Source organism: Candidatus Phytoplasma ziziphi, assembly GCF_003640545.1.
GTDB classification, from domain to species: Bacteria; Bacillota_I; Bacilli_A; order Acholeplasmatales; family Acholeplasmataceae; genus Phytoplasma; species Phytoplasma ziziphi.
Genome location: NZ_CP025121.1, coordinates 1 through 16,118, shown reverse-complemented (window position 1 = coordinate 16,118; position 16,118 = coordinate 1). Strand labels below are relative to the sequence as shown.

Genomic DNA, 16,118 nt, shown 5'->3' with positions numbered 1-16,118 from the left:
TTTGTTAATTTTAAAAATATTTTTTCATTAAATAGATTTTTTTGTTATATTTTGTTATATTAAGACACGATATGTTTTTTTACAGCTTTTAATAATGATAAATAATAATTTTTATATTGTAATGATATGTTATTTAATATATAATCTAAATGATTGTCTTTTTTTAATAAGTTTATTTTTTTTGAGTTAAATATTATTTTATATTTTGTAATATTTAATTTTTTGTAATTTATTAAATATTAAAAAATATAAAATTATTTATTATTTATTAAAGAAAACTTTTATTATAAATTATTTTTTTAATTAAAAAAATGTTTACATATTTTTTTATATTTTAATCATAGTTGCCACGAAAGGTGTTATTGAAAAATGGTTAAAGAAAAGGTACAAAATAAAGAAGTTATAAAGATTATTTTAAAATCTTATGATAGTAATGTAACTTATCAAGCGGCCCAAAAAATTACTGATAGTATTACGAAAATAGGCGCTGAAAGAATAAGTTCAATACCATTACCAACAAAAAGAGAAATTTTTACTGTTATTCGTTCTCCATTTGTGAATAAAGATAGTAGAGAACAATTTGGACGTTTCACTCATAAACGTTTAATTCAAATTGTTAATCCTAGTCCTGAAATAATAAATGCTTTAACGCATATCAAATTACCTTCTACTGTCAATATTTTTTTAAAGAAAAATATTTAAAAATATTTTTTAAAATAATTTTTGTTTTTTTAAATTTAAGAAAGAGGATGAAATGGCTAAGGGAATTTTAGGAAAAAAAATAGGAATGACTCAGGTTTTCACTGAAGAAGGATTTTTAATTCCTGTTACTGTAGTTGATGTGTCTAATAATGTTGTTTTACAACAAAAAAATTTGGAAAAAGATGGTTATCAAGCAACACAATTAGGATTTGATTCTAAAAAAGAAAAATTAATGACAAAACCTCTTTTAGGACATTTTAAAAAGAATCAAATCGAACCTAAATATTTTGTTAGAGAAATTTCTTTTGGTTCTAATATAGTTAATGAATTATCAGATTTACCAGAAGGCACTATTTTAGAAAAAAACTTATTTTCTTCTAAAGAAATTATAGATGTTACAGGCATCAACAAAGGAAAAGGTTTTTCAGGTTCTATTAAAAGACATAATCAAAGTCGCGGTCCTGAAAGTCATGGTTCTAGATATCATAGAAGACCGGGTTCTATGGGTCCTATTAAAGGTAATATTACAGGTAAAAAATTACCTGGTCAATTAGGGCATGAACAAGTTACTTTACAAAATTTAACTCTTTATAGTGTTGATTCAGATAAAGGAATATTTTTGATTAAAGGAAGCATTCCAGGCCCTAATAAAAGTTTTGTAATTATCAAATCTGCTGTTAAAAAAAATAAGGAAGTATCATGATGCCTAAATGTAATTTATTTAATCAACAAGGTGAAATTGTATCAGAGATCACTTTATCTGAAAATGTTTTCGGCGCCAAAATTAATCAACAAGTTTTGTATGATGTCGTGAATCAACAAAGAGGAGCGATGCGCCAAGGTACACATTGTACCAAAAATAGAGCAGTTGTTTCAGGAGGAGGAAGAAAACCTTGGGCTCAAAAAGGAACAGGTAATGCACGTCATGGTTCTATTCGTTCTCCTTTATGGAGAGGCGGAGGAGTTGCTTTTGGTCCGAAACCAAGAAAATATTCTTTCAAAGTTAATGCTAAGATTAGAAAAATAGCTATGAACTCAGCTTTATCTTTACAAAAAGAACAAAATAATTTAATGGTAATTGATTTTTTTAATATAGAAAGTCATAAAACAAAATATTTTCAAAAATGTTTAGAACAAATTAAAATTGGTAAAAACAAAGTTTTAATAATAGTTAATGAATTAAATGATAATTTAGTTCGTTCTACTAATAATTTATCTAATGTAACTTTAGAAACTGTTATGCATGTTAGTGTTTATCAAATTTTAAATGCTAAACATCTTATTATAGATAAAAAAGCTATTGATTATTTAGAGGAGACCGCTAGATAATGATTAAATATTATGATGTGATTCATGATCCAATTATTACTGAATCTACTAGTAAAAAAATGGAAATTAATAATGAATATACTTTTAAGGTTAAAAAAGAATCTAATAAAATAGAAATCAGAAAAGCTATAGAACATATTTTTAAAGTAAAAGTTTTTTCTGTTAATGTTATTAATGTATTACCTAAATTTAAAAAAAAAGGTAAATTTCAAGGTTATACTTCTGGTTGTAAAAAAGCAATTGTTAAATTGGTTCCAGGCCAAAGAATAAATGTTTTTAATGAAGAAAAACAAAAATAATTTAGTATAATTTTTAAATTTAAAGAAAGGAAACTTATTATGGCTATTAAAAAATATAAGCCTACTTCTAATGGACATCGTAACATGAGTTTACAAGATTTCAGAGAACTTACAACTTCTACTCCTGAAAAAAGTTTATTAGTTCCTCAAAAGAGTACAGGCGGAAGAAATAACCAAGGTAAAATAACAGTACGACATCGCGGTGGCGGAGTTAAACAAAAATATCGTCTTATTGATTTTAAACGTAATAAAGATAATATACCTGGAAATTTATCTACTATAGAATATGATCCTAATCGTAATTGTAATATTTCTTTAATTAATTATGTTGACGGAGAAAAAAGATATATTTTAACTCCAAAAGATGTTAAAGTAGGAGATAAAATTTTTTCAGGAGAAAAATCTGATATTAGAGTCGGAAACAGTTTACCTTTAAAAAATATTCCTGAAGGTTTTTTAGTTCATAATATCGAATTAAAACCTGGTAAAGGCGGACAATTAGCTCGTAGCGCTGGTACTTCAGCTCAAATTATTAAAAAAGAGGGTAAATATGTTGTTTTAAGTTTATCTTCTGGTCAAACAAGAAAATTTTTATCTGAATGTAGAGCTACAATAGGAACATTAGGAAATGAATTTCATAAATTAATTCGTAATGGTAAAGCTGGAAGAACTCGTTATTTATCTATAAGACCTACTGTTAGAGGTTCAGCGATGAATCCTAATGATCATCCGCATGGTGGTGGTGAAGGTCGCGCTCCTATAGGACGCAAAGCGCCTATGACTCCTTGGGGTAAAAAAGCTCTCGGTGTTAAAACACGTAAGAAAAATAAAAATTCTAATAAGTTAATTTTAAAAAATTCTAAAAAATAGATTTATAGGTGTATAAAATATGACTCGTTCAATTAAAAAAGGACCTTTTTGTGATGAATCTCTTTTACTTAAAGTAATGAAACAAAATAAAAATAAAACTGAAAAACCTATTAAAACTCGTTCTCGTAGAAGCGTGATTTTGCCTATTTTTGTTGGTCATAAAATTGATGTTTACAACGGTAAAGAGTATATTAGTTGTTCTATTACTGAAGATATGGTTAATCATAAATTAGGAGAATTTTCGCGTACTCGTACTTTTCGCGGTCATGCGAAAGGCGATAAAAAAGTTTCAAAAAAATAATTTAAAGAAGGTATTTATATGAAAGTTAAAGCTGTCGCAAGTCAAATACCTATTGCGCCCAGAAAAACACGTTTAGTTGTTGATTTAATACGTGGTAAGCATGTTAAAGAAGCAGAAGCTATTTTAATGTTTACTTCTAAATCAGCCGCTCCTGTTATTTTTAAGTTATTAAAAAGTGCTGTTGCAAATGCTGTTCATAATTTTAATTTTAATAAAGATGATTTATTTGTCGAAGAAATATTTGTTGATGAAGGTTTACGCTTACCTCGTTTGTTTCCGAGAGCTAAAGGTAAAACAGATAAAAGAAAAAAAAGAATGAGTCGTGTAAAAATATTTCTTTCTTCATTTAAAAAAGAAATTCAGGGGATGTAAGTAAATGGGTCAAAAGAGTAATCCTAATGGTTTGAGATTAGGAATAATTAGGACTTGGGAATCTAAATGGTATGATGTTGATAAAAAAGTTCCTTTTTTAGTCGGTGAAGATTTTAAAATTAGAACTTTGATTAAAAATCATTATCCTAAATCAACTATTTCTCAAATAGAAATTAAACGTTTAAAAAAATCAAATGATGAATTTATTGAAATCGATTTATATACTTCAAAAATAGGTATCATTCAAGGTCCAGAAAATAAGAATAAAAATAGTTTAATTAATAAAATAGAAAAATTAATTAATAAAAAAGTTCAAATTAATATTTTCGAAGTAAAAGCAATTAATAAAATTGCTGTTTTAGTTGCTCAAAATATCGCTATGCAATTACAACAAAGAGCTTTTTATAAAGCTGTTTTAAAATCAGCTATTCAAAAAGCTTTAAAAAGCGGCGTTAAAGGCATTAAGATTATTATTACAGGCCGTTTAGGCGGAGCTGAAAAAGCCAGAAGAGATTCTATTTCGATGGGAGTCGTTCCTTTGAATACTTTGAGAGCTGATATTGATTACGCTTTTGAAGAAGCCCATACTACTTATGGTGTTTTAGGCGTTAAAGTAATTATTAATCATGGTGAGGTTTTACCTAATAAAACCATAGCAGATACTAGACAAATATTTTCTTCTCAATATGAAAATAAAAAAAATAATAATAAAAGACATTTTGCTGATAAGAAAAATTTTAAAAAAAGCACGTCTTAATATAATCAAAAGAGGTACATAATATATTATGTTAATGCCAAAAAAGACTAAATATCGTCGTCCTCATCGTATAAGTTACGAAGGCAAATCAAAAGGACAAAATAGAATTATTAATGGTAATTATGGTTTGATTGCAAAAAAAGGAGCATGGATTACTAGTCAACAAATAGAATCTGCTCGTATAGCGATGACACGTCATATGAAAAGAGAAGGAAAAGTTTGGATTAATATTTTCCCTTTTTTATCTTTAACAAGAAAACCTTTAGAAGTTCGAATGGGTTCTGGTAAAGGTAATCCTGAATTATGGGTTGCAGTTGTTAAAAAAGGAAAAGTTCTATTCGAAGTTAGTGATGCTAATAATTTAGATAAAATGGAAATAGAAGCTTTAAGATTAGCTTCACATAAATTACCTATTACTACAAAAATAGTTAAAAGAGGTCAAGAATAATGACGATCAAAGAAATTCGTAAAATGTCTGATGACGAAATGGATAAAAAAATTCTTAATTTAAAAGAAGAATTATTTGATGCTAAATTAAATTTGAATTTAGTTAAATTAAAAGATACATCTCGTATTCGTAAGATAAAAAAAAATATTAGACAAATTAAAACAATTATTCGTGAAAAAGAAATTTCTAAAATTAATAATAAAAATGAAAGTTTATCATCACGTGATCTAAATAAAAGTTTAGTATCAAGCGATTCAAATGAAAGTTCAGCATCAAGTGATCTAAATAAAAATTCAGTATCAAGCGATTTAAATGAAAGTTCATCATCAAGCGATCTAAATACAAATTCAGTATCAAGCGATTCAAATGAATAATTTGTTATTCAAATGAATAATTTGTTAAATAAAATTAAAATATTTTTTGAATTTTAATTTTATTTACATACTTGATAAATAAAAAAATAAATTAATATATTTTTGATTTTTGAAACATTTTTAAAAAAAAGAGAGGAAATTATGCGCGATAATAATAGAAAAGTTTTTTCAGGTGTTGTTGTTTCTGATAAAATGCAAAAAACAGTTGTTGTAGCTGTTAATTATTATAACAAAGATCCGTTATACAAAAAAAGAATTAAAAAAACTAGCAAATTTTATATTCATGACGAACATGAAATTGCTAAACTAGGTGACCTTGTTTCTTTTGTAGAAAGAAGACCTGTATCTAAAACTAAAAAATTTCGTTTATTAAATGTTATTTTGAGCAAAAATAAGGTAAAAGAATAATATGATTCAAATAAATAGCCGTTTAAAAGTAGCTGATAATAGTGGTGCCAAAGAAGTTTTAGTTATTAATATTCCTGGTTCAAGTAAAAGACGTTATGCTCAGATAGGCGATGTTGTTGTGGTCGCTATTAAAAAAAGTATCCCATCTGGTATGGTAAAAGCAGGAGAAAAATCTAAAGCTTTAATTTTACGTACTAAAAAAGGTTTAGCAGGGAAAAATGGTTCTTATATTAAATTTGATGATAACGCAGTAGTTATTATTAAAGATGATATGACTTTAAAAGGGACAAGGATTTTTGGACCTGTAGTTAAAAATCAAAAACTAAAAGATAGTAAATTTTCTAAATTTCTTTCTTTAGCTGAAAAAGTTTTTGTAATATGAGGAAATATGATGTATATTAAAGTAGGAGACACAGTAGCTATTATTTCTGGAAAAGATCGTTTTTTTATTGATGAAAGAGGTAATAAAACTGTTAAAACTGGAAAAGTAATAAAAATTTTTTTTAAAGAACAAAAAGTTTTAGTGGAAGGTGTAAATATAGCTACAAAACATAAAAATCCTTCTAAAGATGAAAAAAAAGGAAATATAGTTAAAGAAGAAATGCCTATTCATATTTCTAATGTAGCTTTAATTGATCCTGAAAAAAACATTCCAACTCGTGTCGGATTTCGTAATGAATCAGGTAAAAAAGTTCGTTATTCAAAAAAAACTGGTGTTTTGTTGGATGTATCCTAATATAAAAAAAGGTAGATAATAAATGAAAAAACAAAATATTGATTTGACCGCAAAAAATTCATTTTTGGCTTTAAAAGAAATTTTTAATTTTAAATCAGTAATGCAAGTTCCTAAGATAGAAAAAATAGTTATTAATATGTGCGCAGGCGAAGCTATTTCTAATGTTAAAATTTTAGACGAATTGTATGAACAGTTAACTTTAATTAGCGGACAGATACCTGTAATTATTAAAGCTAAAAAATCCATTTCTAATTTTAAATTAAGAGAAGGAATGCCTATTAGTTTAAAAGTTACTTTAAGAGGTCATAAAAAAGAATTTTTTTTAAATAAGTTAATTAAAATAGTTTTACCAAGAACTCGAGATTTTAGAGGTATTAGTTCTAAATCTTTCGATGGTAGAGGAAATTACTCATTAGGGTTAAAAGAACAAATTGTTTTTCCTGAAATTGATTTAGACAAAGTTAAAAAAGTTTGTGGTATGGATATTTGTATTGTTACTACAGCTAAAAACGATAAAGATGCTAAAAAATTATTAGAATTTTATGGAATGCCTTTTAGAAAATAAAATTTTTAATAAATATAAAAAAATTAAATAAGGGGTTATAGAATGGCAAAGAAATCTAAAATTGTTAAAAATCAAAAACAAAAAGAAATATTTGCGAAATATATAGAAAAACGTCTTGAATTAAGACGAAAAAAAGATTACAAAGGATTATCTAAACTTCCAGTCCAATCTTCGCCAGTTCGTCTTAAAAATATAGATCAAATTGATGGTAGATCAAGAGGATATATTAGAAAATTTGGTTTATCTAGAATTAAATTTCGTGAATTAGCTAACAAAGGTGAATTACCTGGCGTTAAGAAAGTTAGTTGGTAAAAGAGAGAATAAGAAAAATTATGATGACGAATCCTATTGCTGATTTATTAACAAGAATACGTAATGCTAATACAATGTGTTATGAAAAAGTTTCGGTTCCTTTTTCTAAATTAAAAGTAAAAATGTTAGAAGTTATACGAAAAGAAGGTTTTATTAAAGGTTTTATTGTAGACGGATCAAGAAGAAATATTACAATTTCTTTAAAATATCATGGTAATAAACAAAGAACTATTTTAGGTTTAAAAAGAGTATCAAAACATGTTTCTGTTAAAAAAATACCTAGAGTTTTAAATGGTTTAGGAATAGCTTTAATTTCTACTTCAAAGGGTATTTTGACAGATTATGAAGCTTTAGCTAATAATATAGGTGGAGAAGTTTTAGCTTATATTTGGTAATTTATATAAGGGGACTATAATGTCAAGAATAGGAAAAAGATCCATTTTAATTCCTGAGGGAATCAAAGTCGAAATTGGAGAACAAAATTTAATTTATATCGCATCTTCTTCGCATAAATTAAAATATCAAATAAATCCTTCATTAAATATCGATATTAAAGATAATTTAATTAAAATTTCGAGGCCAACTGATGAAGTTTTTATGAAAAAAATTCATGGCACTACACGTGCTTTATTGTTTAATATGATTTCAGGTTTAACTAATTTGTTTGTAAAAAAAATTGAAATTGTTGGTTTAGATTATGTTGTTAAAAAAGAAGATTCTAATTTAATTTTTAATTTAGGTTTTTCTCATGTTGTTGTTTTACCTATTCCTTCTGATGTCGAAATAGAGATTATAAAGAATAAACAAATTATTATTCGAGGTATAGACAAACAATTTGTAGGACAAGTTGCCGCTAAAATATTAAAATTACGTAAACCAGAACCTTATACAGGTAAAGGAATTAGTTTAGCTGGCGCTTATGTTCATCGTAAAGCAGGAAAAAGTGCTAAAAAATAAGAAAGGATATTTATTTACATAATGATAAATAAAGAATCATCAACATCTTTACGTAAAAAACGTCATTTACGTTTAAGAAAAAAAATAATAGGTACTTCAGAAAGACCTCGTTTTAATGTTTTTTATTCGAAAAAATATTTTTATGTTCAGATAATCGATGACAAAAACAAAGTTACTTTATGTAGTGCTCATAGTAAAGAGATTAAAGCTAGTATAATTAATAATAAAGTAGCTTCAGATATCGGAAGAATTATCGCTCGTAAAGCTTTACAAAAAGGTATTAGTAAAGTTGTTTTTGATCGTGATGGACGTTTGTATCACGGACGAATAAAAACTTTAGCGAATGTTGCAAGAGAAGAGGGATTAATATTTTGATTAATACAAGCAATTCAAGAGACAAAACTAATTTTAAAAAAGTAAATAGTATTTTTCAAGAAAAAGTAATTTTAATTAATAGAATTACTAAAGTTGTAAAAGGTGGACGCCGTTTACGTTTTTCTGCTTTAGTTGTTGTTGGAGATAAAAAAGGTAGAGTAGGTTTTGCAAGCGCTAAAGCTCAAGAAATTTTAGATGCTATAAAAAAAGCATTGGAAAAAGCAAAAAATAATTTGGTTAAAATTCCGCTTGCAGGAACTACTATTCCTCATGAAGTTGTCGGTGAGTACGGCGCCTCTAAAACTTTATTAAAACCTGTAGCAAAAGGTACAGGTATTATCGCTGGAGGAGCAGCTAGAACTGTTTTCGAACTAGTAGGTATTCGTGATATTTCAGCAAAATCTTTAGGTTCAAGAACACCTATAAATACTTTAAGAGCTTTAATGATTGGATTACAAAAATTAAGAACTATCAAGGATGTAGAAAAAACTAGAGGCATTAATTTGATAGCAAGATTTAAAGGTAAACAAAAATGAAAAAGTTATCAATTACATTAAAAAAAAGTTTAATCGGAAGAACGCCAAATCAAATTAAAAACGCTAATGTTTTAGGTTTGAGAAAGATTAATCAAAAAGTTATAAAAGATAATGTTGAAGTTATCAGAGGCATTATTAAAAAAATTCATCATTTAGTTGTAGTTGAAGAAATTATTGATAAAGAGAGCAATTAAGATGTTACATTTATTAAAACCTGTTAAAGGCGCTAGAAAAACAATTAAACGTTTAGGACGTGGTCCTGGAAGCGGAAACGGTAAAACCTCTGGTAAAGGTCATAAAGGTCAGTTAGCTCGTACTGGTGGCGGTACTCGATTAGGTTTCGAGGGTGGTCAAACACCTTTTTTTCAAAGAATTCCTAAAAGAGGATTTAATAATTTTAATAAAATTAAATATTGTATAGTTAATTTAAAAGAATTAGAACTGTTCGAAGATGGTTCTTTAATAACAAAAGATTTATTATTTAAAAAGAAAATAATTAAAAATAATAAGTCATTGGTTAAAGTTTTAGCTAAAGGTGATTTAACTAAAAAATTAACTGTTCAAGCCTGTAAATTTTCTAAAAAAGCAAAAGATATTATCGAACAAAATGGTGGTAATATAGAAATAATAAGGTAGCTTTATATGACAAAATTAATTAATTTTTTAGTAGATAAAAAAAAGATAATTAACAAAATTTTTTTCACTTTATTTATTATTTTTATTTATGTTATTGGTACTAGTATTTATATTCCTTTTTTAAGTAAATCTGAATATCAAGCAATTTCTGTTTTGCGACAATTAGGATCATCATTCAATAAATCATTATTATCTAATAATAATTCTTTATGTATTTTATCTTTGGGAGTTATTCCTTATGTTACCGCTTCTATTGTTATTCAATTGAGTCAAAAGGTATTCACTTTTATGAAAGAATGGCAAGAACAAGGAGAAAAAGGAAAACGTAAAATTAATATAGTTACTAGAGTTTTAACTATTTTTTTATCTTTAGGTCATGGATGGGCTTTGTGTCAAACTGAAAAATTCGTTTTAGGACCTTCTCTTCTGTTTTCAACACTCTTTTTTTTAACAGTCGGGGTTTTTATATCTATTTGGCTAGCTGATTTAATAACTTCTAAGGGTTTAGGAAATGGAATTTCTATATTAATAGCTGTAGGGATGGTAGATAAATTATTTAAAACTTTTAAATATTTGTTATCTAATTCAAATGGTTTCGAAACACAGCGTATATTAATTTTAATTTCTTATTTTGTTTTATTAATATTAACAATTATCCTATCTTCAGCTTATTTAAAAATACCTATTAATTACGCTATAAATAGAAATAATGATAAAATTGATAAATATATTCCTATTAAATTAAATACATCTGGCATTTTACCAATTATTCTTGCGGATACTTTATTAAATGTAATACAACAAATATCAATGTTGTTTTCGAAAAATGGAAAAGTTAATGAATATATTGGGATTTTTGTAGAATCACGATCAGAATTAGGAATATATTTTTTTGTTTATATTTTATTAATTATGTTATTTTCGTTTTTTTCATCTTTTATGACTATCAATCCGAAAGATGTCGCGGAACATTTATCAAAACAAAATGCTTATTTAAAAGATGTTCAACCTGGATTACCTACTGTTAAAAAAATAGTTCGCGAAATGTTTAAAATTACTTTCCTTGGAAGCTGTTTTTTGACTTTATTAGCTTCTACACCTGATATAATTAATTATTTAGCAGGAAGTACAATATCTCAAAATATTCCGTTTGGCGGGACTAGTCTTTTAATTATTGTCGGTGTCGCTTTAGAATCGATACAAGATATGAAAGCGAAAAATAATGTCAAAAGAACTTATAATAAATTTTTTTAAATAAATTTTTTTATTTTAAAAAAAATTAATCAGAATAATTAGAGGTTGTTTATTTTTTTGTATGTTATCAATTAAATCATCAGATGAAATCGTTATAATGAAAGAGGCAGGAAAGATTTTATCTTTCATAAGAAAAGAATTATTAAAATTTTTAAAAGTAGATATTTCTACCTTTGATTTAGATATGATTGCTTTTGATTTGATGAAAAAAAACGGAGTTATTTCTGCTTTTAAAGGTTATCAAGGATTCAGGGGTTATATTTGTATTTCAGTGAATGAAGTTGTAGTTCATGGAATACCTTCTAAAACAAAAATTCTTAAATTAGGTGATATTGTCACTTTAGATATAGGTATCAAACATAAAGGTTATTGTGTAGATTCAGCTTGGACTTATTCTTTGGGTCCAGTTTCAAATAAAGTTCAGCAATTGATGGAAAATACTAAAAAATCTTTATTTTTAGGAATAGAACAAGTGAAACCTGGTAATAAGATTTCAGATATTTCTCGTGCTATTGGTAAAATCGGCACTAAACATAATTACGGCATCATAGAAGTTTTTTCAGGTCATGGTATCGGAAAGAAATTACATGAAGAACCTTATATTTTTAATTTCGATTTTACTCCGGAAGATTATGTTTTGGAACCAGGTATGACTTTTTGTATCGAACCTATGTTCACTTTAGGAACTAAAGAGATTAAAATATTAAAAGATGGTTGGTCTGCTGTTACTTCTGATTTGAGTTTAAGCGCTCATTTTGAACATACGGTTTTAGTTACTGATACAGGATATGAAATTTTAACATAAAGATATAAAACGAAATAAATATTAATAATTTTAATTATAAAAATGAATAAAAAAGGAAAATACTTAAATAATGGTAGATAATAAGAGTTCTAAAACGATTGATAATAACTTTTCTACTGATGCTATAGCTGTAGTTGTTGGTAAGTTACCTAATGCAAGATTTAAATTACGACTTCTTGATCAAAGAATCATTGAAGGATTTATCTCTGGTAAAATACGTACTCGTAGAATTCATATACAATTAGGTGATAAAGTGAAAGTTGATCATAGTGGTCGTATTATTTATCGTTTTTTACAAAAGGATAATGTAAAATGAAAGTTAAAGCTTCTGTTAAAAAACGTAGTGACGATGATATCGTTGTACGTCGTAAAAAAAGAGTTTACGTTATAAATAAGAAAAAACGTCGTCATAATCAAAGACAAGGTTAAACAAAGGAGTTTGGTAAATGACAAAGATATCAAAAGATAAAAAAAAGAGAAATATTGTTTTCGATTTAAGTAGAAGTATATACGGTATCGGTCCAGCAACTGTTAGAAAGATATTACAAAAATTAAATATCAACGAACAAGATGAAATAAGCGAAAAACAAATAACTCTTATCAAAAGTGAATGCAATAAATATGATATAGAAGGTAATTTAAGAAGAAAAATTGCTTTAAATATCAAAAGATTAAAAGAAATAGGATGCGAGAGAGGAATCCGTCATCGTATAGGATTACCGGTGAGAGGTCAAAAAACTAGAAATAACGCTAAAACAGCTAAAAAAAGTCGTAAGAGAACTTCCGCAGGAGATAAAAAATTTAAATAATTTAAAGGAAGAGTGTTTTAATTATGTCTCAAAAAGTTAAATCAAAAAAAAGAGTTAAAGTAAAAAAAAGTAAAAAGAATGTTCCTGTAGGGATAGCTCATATTCAAGCTACTTTTAATAACACTATTATAACTATTACAGATTTAGAAGGAAATACTATCGCTTGGTGCAGCGGAGGATTATTAGGTTATAAAAATAGTAAAAAATCTACTTCATATATCGCTCAACAAGTAGCTAAAAAAGTTTCTTCTTTGGCAAAAGATAAAGGAATGAAACAAATTGAAGTTTTTGTTAAAGGACCTGGTGTTGGTAGAGAGATTTCTATTCGTTCTTTACAAGAATCTGATTTAGAAATTACTGCTATAAGAGATGTCACTCCTGTGCCGCATAATGGCTGCAGACCCCCTAAACGTCCTCGTGGATAAAAAAACAAACTTATTGAAGAGGTTAATGTTATAATGAAAAAATTGAAATTTATAAAACCTAACATGAATATCAAACAAGAAGGTTCAGATTTATCTTTTGGTAAATTTATTATTCAACCTTTAGAAAAAGGTTTAGGGATTACAATAGGTAATTCTTTAAGAAGAGTTTTATTATCTTCTTTACCAGGAGTTGCTATTGTAAATGTTAAAATCGAAGGCGTAGATCATGAGTTCAGCGTAATACCAGGTGTTTACGAAGATGTTATGTCTATTATTTTAAATTTAAAAAAAGTTGTTATTAGTACTACTTCACAAGAAGAAGATTTTGAAGAAAAATTAAAAATAGATGTTGTTGGCGAAAAAGCAGTAACAGCTGCCGATTTCGAAACTGTTGAAGGAATTGATGTTTGTAATAAAGATCAAATAATAGCTCATTTATCTCCTGATGTTTCTTTTAAAATGGAAGTAACTATCAAAAGAGGCATTGGTTATTCATCTGCTGATGATAATAAAATTTATAGTAAAAATCAATTTGGAGTTATCGCAATTGATTCTTTATACACCCCAGTTGTAAAAGTAAATTATAATATAGAACAAAAAATCAATAGTAAAGAAGAATTAGTTATAGAAATAGAAACAAATAAATCTGTTTCATCTAAAGAAGTTTTATCAATAGCGTCTAAAATTTTAATTGATCATTTAAATGTTTTAGTTAATTTATGTGATAAAGTTCAAAATCAAGATTTTGTTTATGAACCTACATTAGAAAGTTATAATCATGCTTTGAATTTAAGGTTAGATCAATTAGAAATATCAGTTAGATTATTTAATAGTTTAAAAAAATCAGGAATTAATACGGTTCAAGAATTAGTGAACCAAAATGAAAAAGATATTTTAAAATTAAATAGTTTAGGAAAAAAATCTTTCGAAGAATTGAAAGAAAAAATGAAAGAATTAGATCTTCATTTTAAAGATAATAATTGATTTTGAAAATAATACAAATAATATAAAATACAAAAAAGTTTTTTATTTTTATTTAAGTAAGTTTTATATTTTTGAATTTTTTATTTATAAAAAAAGTAATTTATAATTTTTTTATAAATAAAGAGTTATATAAAAATATTTTTAATAATTAAAAAGGTGCAATAATATGGCTTATAGTAAATTAAGATGTGATACATCTCATAGAAAATCTTTATTAAAAAATTTAGTTGCTAGTTTTATTATGAACGAACGTCTTTTTACTACTGAATCTAGAGCTAAAGAAATTAGAAAAGTAGTTGATAAAGTGATTACTTTAAGCAAAAAAAACACTTTAGATGCTCACAGATTAGCTTCAACTTTTTTATTTAATAAAAGAATTGATTCAGATAAAACTGTTTTACAGAAATTATTTAAAGAAATATCTGTTAAATATAAAGATAGAACAAGCGGTTATACAAGAATTATTAAAAGCGAATGTCGAAGAGGCGATTCTGCTGCTACGGCCCTTATTTTATTTGTTTAATATTTTTAAAAAATCAAAAAATATTCTAAATTAAAAGAAAATAGGAATAAAAGATGATAATTGTTAAAAATTTAAGTTTTAATTATAAAGATAAACAAATTTTTAATGATTTAAGTTTTGAAATTTCTTCGGGTGAATGGATTTCTATTATCGGAGATAATGGTTCAGGAAAAACTACTTTAGCTAAAATATTAGTTGGTTTATTAAAAAAAAATAAAGGCCAAATTTTTATTAATAATATTGAATTAAATGAAAATAATTTAACAGAATTACGTTCTTTAATTGGTATCATTTTCCAAAATCCTGATTATCAATTTGTAGGTTTCGATGTTAAGAGTGATATTGCTTTCGGTTTAGAAAATCAATTATTATCTCGTGACACAATCGAATCTAAAATATTGAAATATTCTAATATGTTGAATATTCAACATTTATTAGAATCTAAACCTCAAGAATTATCAGGTGGCCAAAAACAAAAAGTGGCTATAGCTTCTGTTTTATCTATGGAACCAGATATTATTATTTTTGATGAGTCTACATCTTTTTTAGATCCACAAGGATCAGAAGAAATTTATGATATTATCAAAGATATTCATAAACAAAAAAATAAAATTTTGATCACTATAACTCACGATTTATCTTTTGCTTTGAAAAGTGATAAAATTATGGTTTTAGATAAAGGTGATTTAATTAAATACGATAAACCTTCTAATTTAATTACAGATTCTTTATTTTTACAAAATTATTCTAATCATTTTCCTTTAGAGTTAAAACTCTATTATGATTTACAAAAAGAAAAAGATTTATCAGAGATAAATCAAAAAAAAATCGAACAATTAAAGGATTTTTTGTGGCAATACAATTTAAAGATGTAACTTTTTATTATAATAAAAATAAAAAAGCAGCTTTACGTAATATCAATTTATCTATAAATCCTGAGAACGATTTTATAGCTGTAATTGGCAAAATAGGTTCAGGAAAATCAACTTTAGTTCAATTAATGAATAGTTTATTAGTCCCTTCAGAAGGTTATATAGATATTTTCGGGAAGAGAATAAATAAAAAGACATCGCCAAACATTTTAACTTCTTTGAAAAAAAAAATAGGTTTGGTTTTTCAATTTCCAGAATATCAACTTTTTGAAAACACTATTTTAAAAGATGTTATGTTTGGTCCTAAAAATTTTAATAAGAATAATTTAGAAGCGAAAAAAAAAGCTGTCAAAGCTTTAAAACAAGTCGGAATTGATGAAGATTTATTCGAAAATTCTCCTTTTAAATTATCCGAAGGGCAACAAAGAAAAGTTGCTATTGCTGGTATTTTTGCTATTGAGCCGTCTAT

General features: G+C 26.0%; 31 protein-coding genes. All 31 read left to right on the top strand.

All coding sequences use genetic code 11. The annotated features are described in order from the left end of the window. Window positions 1-369: 369 nt before the first annotated feature. A complete protein-coding gene (gene rpsJ, locus CWO85_RS00155; RefSeq protein ID WP_121463693.1) occupies window positions 370-702 on the top strand; it encodes a 30S ribosomal protein S10 in 333 nt (110 codons plus the stop codon). Window positions 703-754: 52 nt separating this feature from the next. Beyond that, entirely contained in the window at window positions 755-1,405 is a 651-nt protein-coding gene (gene rplC / locus CWO85_RS00150; RefSeq protein ID WP_121463692.1) for a 50S ribosomal protein L3, read from the top strand. Beyond that, window positions 1,405-2,031: a 50S ribosomal protein L4 gene (gene rplD, locus CWO85_RS00145; protein WP_121463691.1), complete on the top strand. Its 627-nt coding sequence runs from the start codon at window positions 1,405-1,407 to the stop codon at window positions 2,029-2,031. The genes rplC and rplD overlap by 1 nt, the downstream gene beginning before the upstream one ends. Then, window positions 2,031-2,330 carry a 50S ribosomal protein L23 gene (rplW, locus tag CWO85_RS00140; RefSeq protein WP_121463690.1) on the top strand — a complete coding sequence of 100 codons (300 nt, stop codon included), beginning with the start codon at window positions 2,031-2,033 and terminating at the stop codon, window positions 2,328-2,330. The genes rplD and rplW overlap by 1 nt, the downstream gene beginning before the upstream one ends. 39 nt (window positions 2,331-2,369) lie before the next feature. After that, a complete protein-coding gene (rplB, locus tag CWO85_RS00135) occupies window positions 2,370-3,200 on the top strand; it encodes a 50S ribosomal protein L2 (RefSeq protein WP_121463689.1) in 831 nt (276 codons plus the stop codon). A gap of 19 nt (window positions 3,201-3,219) precedes the next feature. Beyond that, window positions 3,220-3,501, top strand: coding sequence for a 30S ribosomal protein S19 (gene rpsS / locus CWO85_RS00130; protein ID WP_121463688.1), 282 nt, complete (start codon window positions 3,220-3,222; stop codon window positions 3,499-3,501). Window positions 3,502-3,519: 18 nt separating this feature from the next. After that, window positions 3,520-3,873, top strand: a complete 354-nt coding sequence (gene rplV / locus CWO85_RS00125; protein ID WP_121463687.1) for a 50S ribosomal protein L22 — start codon at window positions 3,520-3,522, stop codon at window positions 3,871-3,873. A 4-nt stretch (window positions 3,874-3,877) separates the two neighbouring features. Continuing rightward, window positions 3,878-4,630: a 30S ribosomal protein S3 gene (gene rpsC / locus CWO85_RS00120; RefSeq protein ID WP_121463686.1), complete on the top strand. Its 753-nt coding sequence runs from the start codon at window positions 3,878-3,880 to the stop codon at window positions 4,628-4,630. 28 nt (window positions 4,631-4,658) lie between these two features. Continuing rightward, the gene (gene rplP, locus CWO85_RS00115) at window positions 4,659-5,078 is read left to right on the top strand and encodes a 50S ribosomal protein L16 (protein ID WP_121463685.1); all 420 of its coding nucleotides are present in this window, start codon (window positions 4,659-4,661) and stop codon (window positions 5,076-5,078) included. Next, window positions 5,078-5,452: a 50S ribosomal protein L29 gene (gene rpmC / locus CWO85_RS00110; protein ID WP_121463684.1), complete on the top strand. Its 375-nt coding sequence runs from the start codon at window positions 5,078-5,080 to the stop codon at window positions 5,450-5,452. Before rplP ends, rpmC begins: the two co-directional genes overlap by 1 nt. A gap of 141 nt (window positions 5,453-5,593) precedes the next feature. Further along, on the top strand, window positions 5,594-5,860 hold the full coding sequence (rpsQ, locus tag CWO85_RS00105) for a 30S ribosomal protein S17 (RefSeq protein WP_121463683.1): 267 nt from the start codon (window positions 5,594-5,596) through the stop codon (window positions 5,858-5,860). Window position 5,861: 1 nt separating this feature from the next. Beyond that, window positions 5,862-6,242, top strand: a complete 381-nt coding sequence (gene rplN / locus CWO85_RS00100) for a 50S ribosomal protein L14 (protein WP_121463682.1) — start codon at window positions 5,862-5,864, stop codon at window positions 6,240-6,242. Window positions 6,243-6,251: 9 nt separating this feature from the next. Then, entirely contained in the window at window positions 6,252-6,596 is a 345-nt protein-coding gene (gene rplX, locus CWO85_RS00095) for a 50S ribosomal protein L24 (protein WP_121463681.1), read from the top strand. A gap of 22 nt (window positions 6,597-6,618) precedes the next feature. Then, entirely contained in the window at window positions 6,619-7,161 is a 543-nt protein-coding gene (gene rplE / locus CWO85_RS00090; RefSeq protein WP_121463680.1) for a 50S ribosomal protein L5, read from the top strand. A gap of 42 nt (window positions 7,162-7,203) precedes the next feature. Then, complete coding sequence (gene rpsN / locus CWO85_RS00085; protein ID WP_121463679.1) at window positions 7,204-7,473, top strand: 30S ribosomal protein S14; 270 nt, start codon at window positions 7,204-7,206, stop codon at window positions 7,471-7,473. A gap of 17 nt (window positions 7,474-7,490) precedes the next feature. Next, window positions 7,491-7,868, top strand: a complete 378-nt coding sequence (gene rpsH / locus CWO85_RS00080; RefSeq protein ID WP_121464237.1) for a 30S ribosomal protein S8 — start codon at window positions 7,491-7,493, stop codon at window positions 7,866-7,868. 19 nt (window positions 7,869-7,887) lie between these two features. Further along, window positions 7,888-8,430, top strand: coding sequence for a 50S ribosomal protein L6 (rplF, locus tag CWO85_RS00075; RefSeq protein WP_121463678.1), 543 nt, complete (start codon window positions 7,888-7,890; stop codon window positions 8,428-8,430). A 21-nt stretch (window positions 8,431-8,451) separates the two neighbouring features. Next, window positions 8,452-8,805 (top strand): 50S ribosomal protein L18, encoded by a 354-nt coding sequence (gene rplR, locus CWO85_RS00070; RefSeq protein ID WP_121463677.1) that lies wholly within the window; start codon window positions 8,452-8,454, stop codon window positions 8,803-8,805. Beyond that, window positions 8,805-9,341, top strand: coding sequence for a 30S ribosomal protein S5 (gene rpsE, locus CWO85_RS00065; protein ID WP_121464236.1), 537 nt, complete (start codon window positions 8,805-8,807; stop codon window positions 9,339-9,341). Before rplR ends, rpsE begins: the two co-directional genes overlap by 1 nt. After that, window positions 9,338-9,535 carry a 50S ribosomal protein L30 gene (gene rpmD, locus CWO85_RS00060; protein WP_121463676.1) on the top strand — a complete coding sequence of 66 codons (198 nt, stop codon included), beginning with the start codon at window positions 9,338-9,340 and terminating at the stop codon, window positions 9,533-9,535. Before rpsE ends, rpmD begins: the two co-directional genes overlap by 4 nt. A gap of 1 nt (window position 9,536) precedes the next feature. Then, a complete protein-coding gene (gene rplO / locus CWO85_RS00055) occupies window positions 9,537-9,977 on the top strand; it encodes a 50S ribosomal protein L15 (RefSeq protein ID WP_121463675.1) in 441 nt (146 codons plus the stop codon). A 6-nt stretch (window positions 9,978-9,983) separates the two neighbouring features. Continuing rightward, window positions 9,984-11,231, top strand: a complete 1,248-nt coding sequence (gene secY, locus CWO85_RS00050; RefSeq protein WP_121463674.1) for a preprotein translocase subunit SecY — start codon at window positions 9,984-9,986, stop codon at window positions 11,229-11,231. 61 nt (window positions 11,232-11,292) lie between these two features. Then, complete coding sequence (gene map / locus CWO85_RS00045; protein WP_121463673.1) at window positions 11,293-12,036, top strand: type I methionyl aminopeptidase; 744 nt, start codon at window positions 11,293-11,295, stop codon at window positions 12,034-12,036. 70 nt (window positions 12,037-12,106) lie between these two features. Next, window positions 12,107-12,352 (top strand): S1 domain-containing protein, encoded by a 246-nt coding sequence (locus tag CWO85_RS00040; protein ID WP_121463672.1) that lies wholly within the window; start codon window positions 12,107-12,109, stop codon window positions 12,350-12,352. Continuing rightward, the gene (gene rpmJ, locus CWO85_RS00035) at window positions 12,349-12,465 is read left to right on the top strand and encodes a 50S ribosomal protein L36 (protein ID WP_121463671.1); all 117 of its coding nucleotides are present in this window, start codon (window positions 12,349-12,351) and stop codon (window positions 12,463-12,465) included. The genes CWO85_RS00040 and rpmJ overlap by 4 nt, the downstream gene beginning before the upstream one ends. Before the next feature lie 17 nt (window positions 12,466-12,482). Continuing rightward, window positions 12,483-12,845 (top strand): 30S ribosomal protein S13, encoded by a 363-nt coding sequence (gene rpsM, locus CWO85_RS00030; RefSeq protein ID WP_121463670.1) that lies wholly within the window; start codon window positions 12,483-12,485, stop codon window positions 12,843-12,845. 23 nt (window positions 12,846-12,868) lie between these two features. Beyond that, a complete protein-coding gene (gene rpsK / locus CWO85_RS00025) occupies window positions 12,869-13,270 on the top strand; it encodes a 30S ribosomal protein S11 (protein WP_121463669.1) in 402 nt (133 codons plus the stop codon). A 33-nt stretch (window positions 13,271-13,303) separates the two neighbouring features. After that, a complete protein-coding gene (locus CWO85_RS00020; protein WP_121463668.1) occupies window positions 13,304-14,254 on the top strand; it encodes a DNA-directed RNA polymerase subunit alpha in 951 nt (316 codons plus the stop codon). Window positions 14,255-14,420: 166 nt separating this feature from the next. After that, window positions 14,421-14,777 (top strand): 50S ribosomal protein L17, encoded by a 357-nt coding sequence (gene rplQ / locus CWO85_RS00015; RefSeq protein ID WP_121463667.1) that lies wholly within the window; start codon window positions 14,421-14,423, stop codon window positions 14,775-14,777. A gap of 53 nt (window positions 14,778-14,830) precedes the next feature. Continuing rightward, window positions 14,831-15,652: an energy-coupling factor ABC transporter ATP-binding protein gene (locus tag CWO85_RS00010; RefSeq protein ID WP_121463666.1), complete on the top strand. Its 822-nt coding sequence runs from the start codon at window positions 14,831-14,833 to the stop codon at window positions 15,650-15,652. After that, a partial coding sequence (locus tag CWO85_RS00005) for an ATP-binding cassette domain-containing protein (RefSeq protein WP_121463665.1) occupies window positions 15,628-16,118 on the top strand: 491 nt, incomplete at its 3' end. The genes CWO85_RS00010 and CWO85_RS00005, both read left to right, overlap by 25 nt.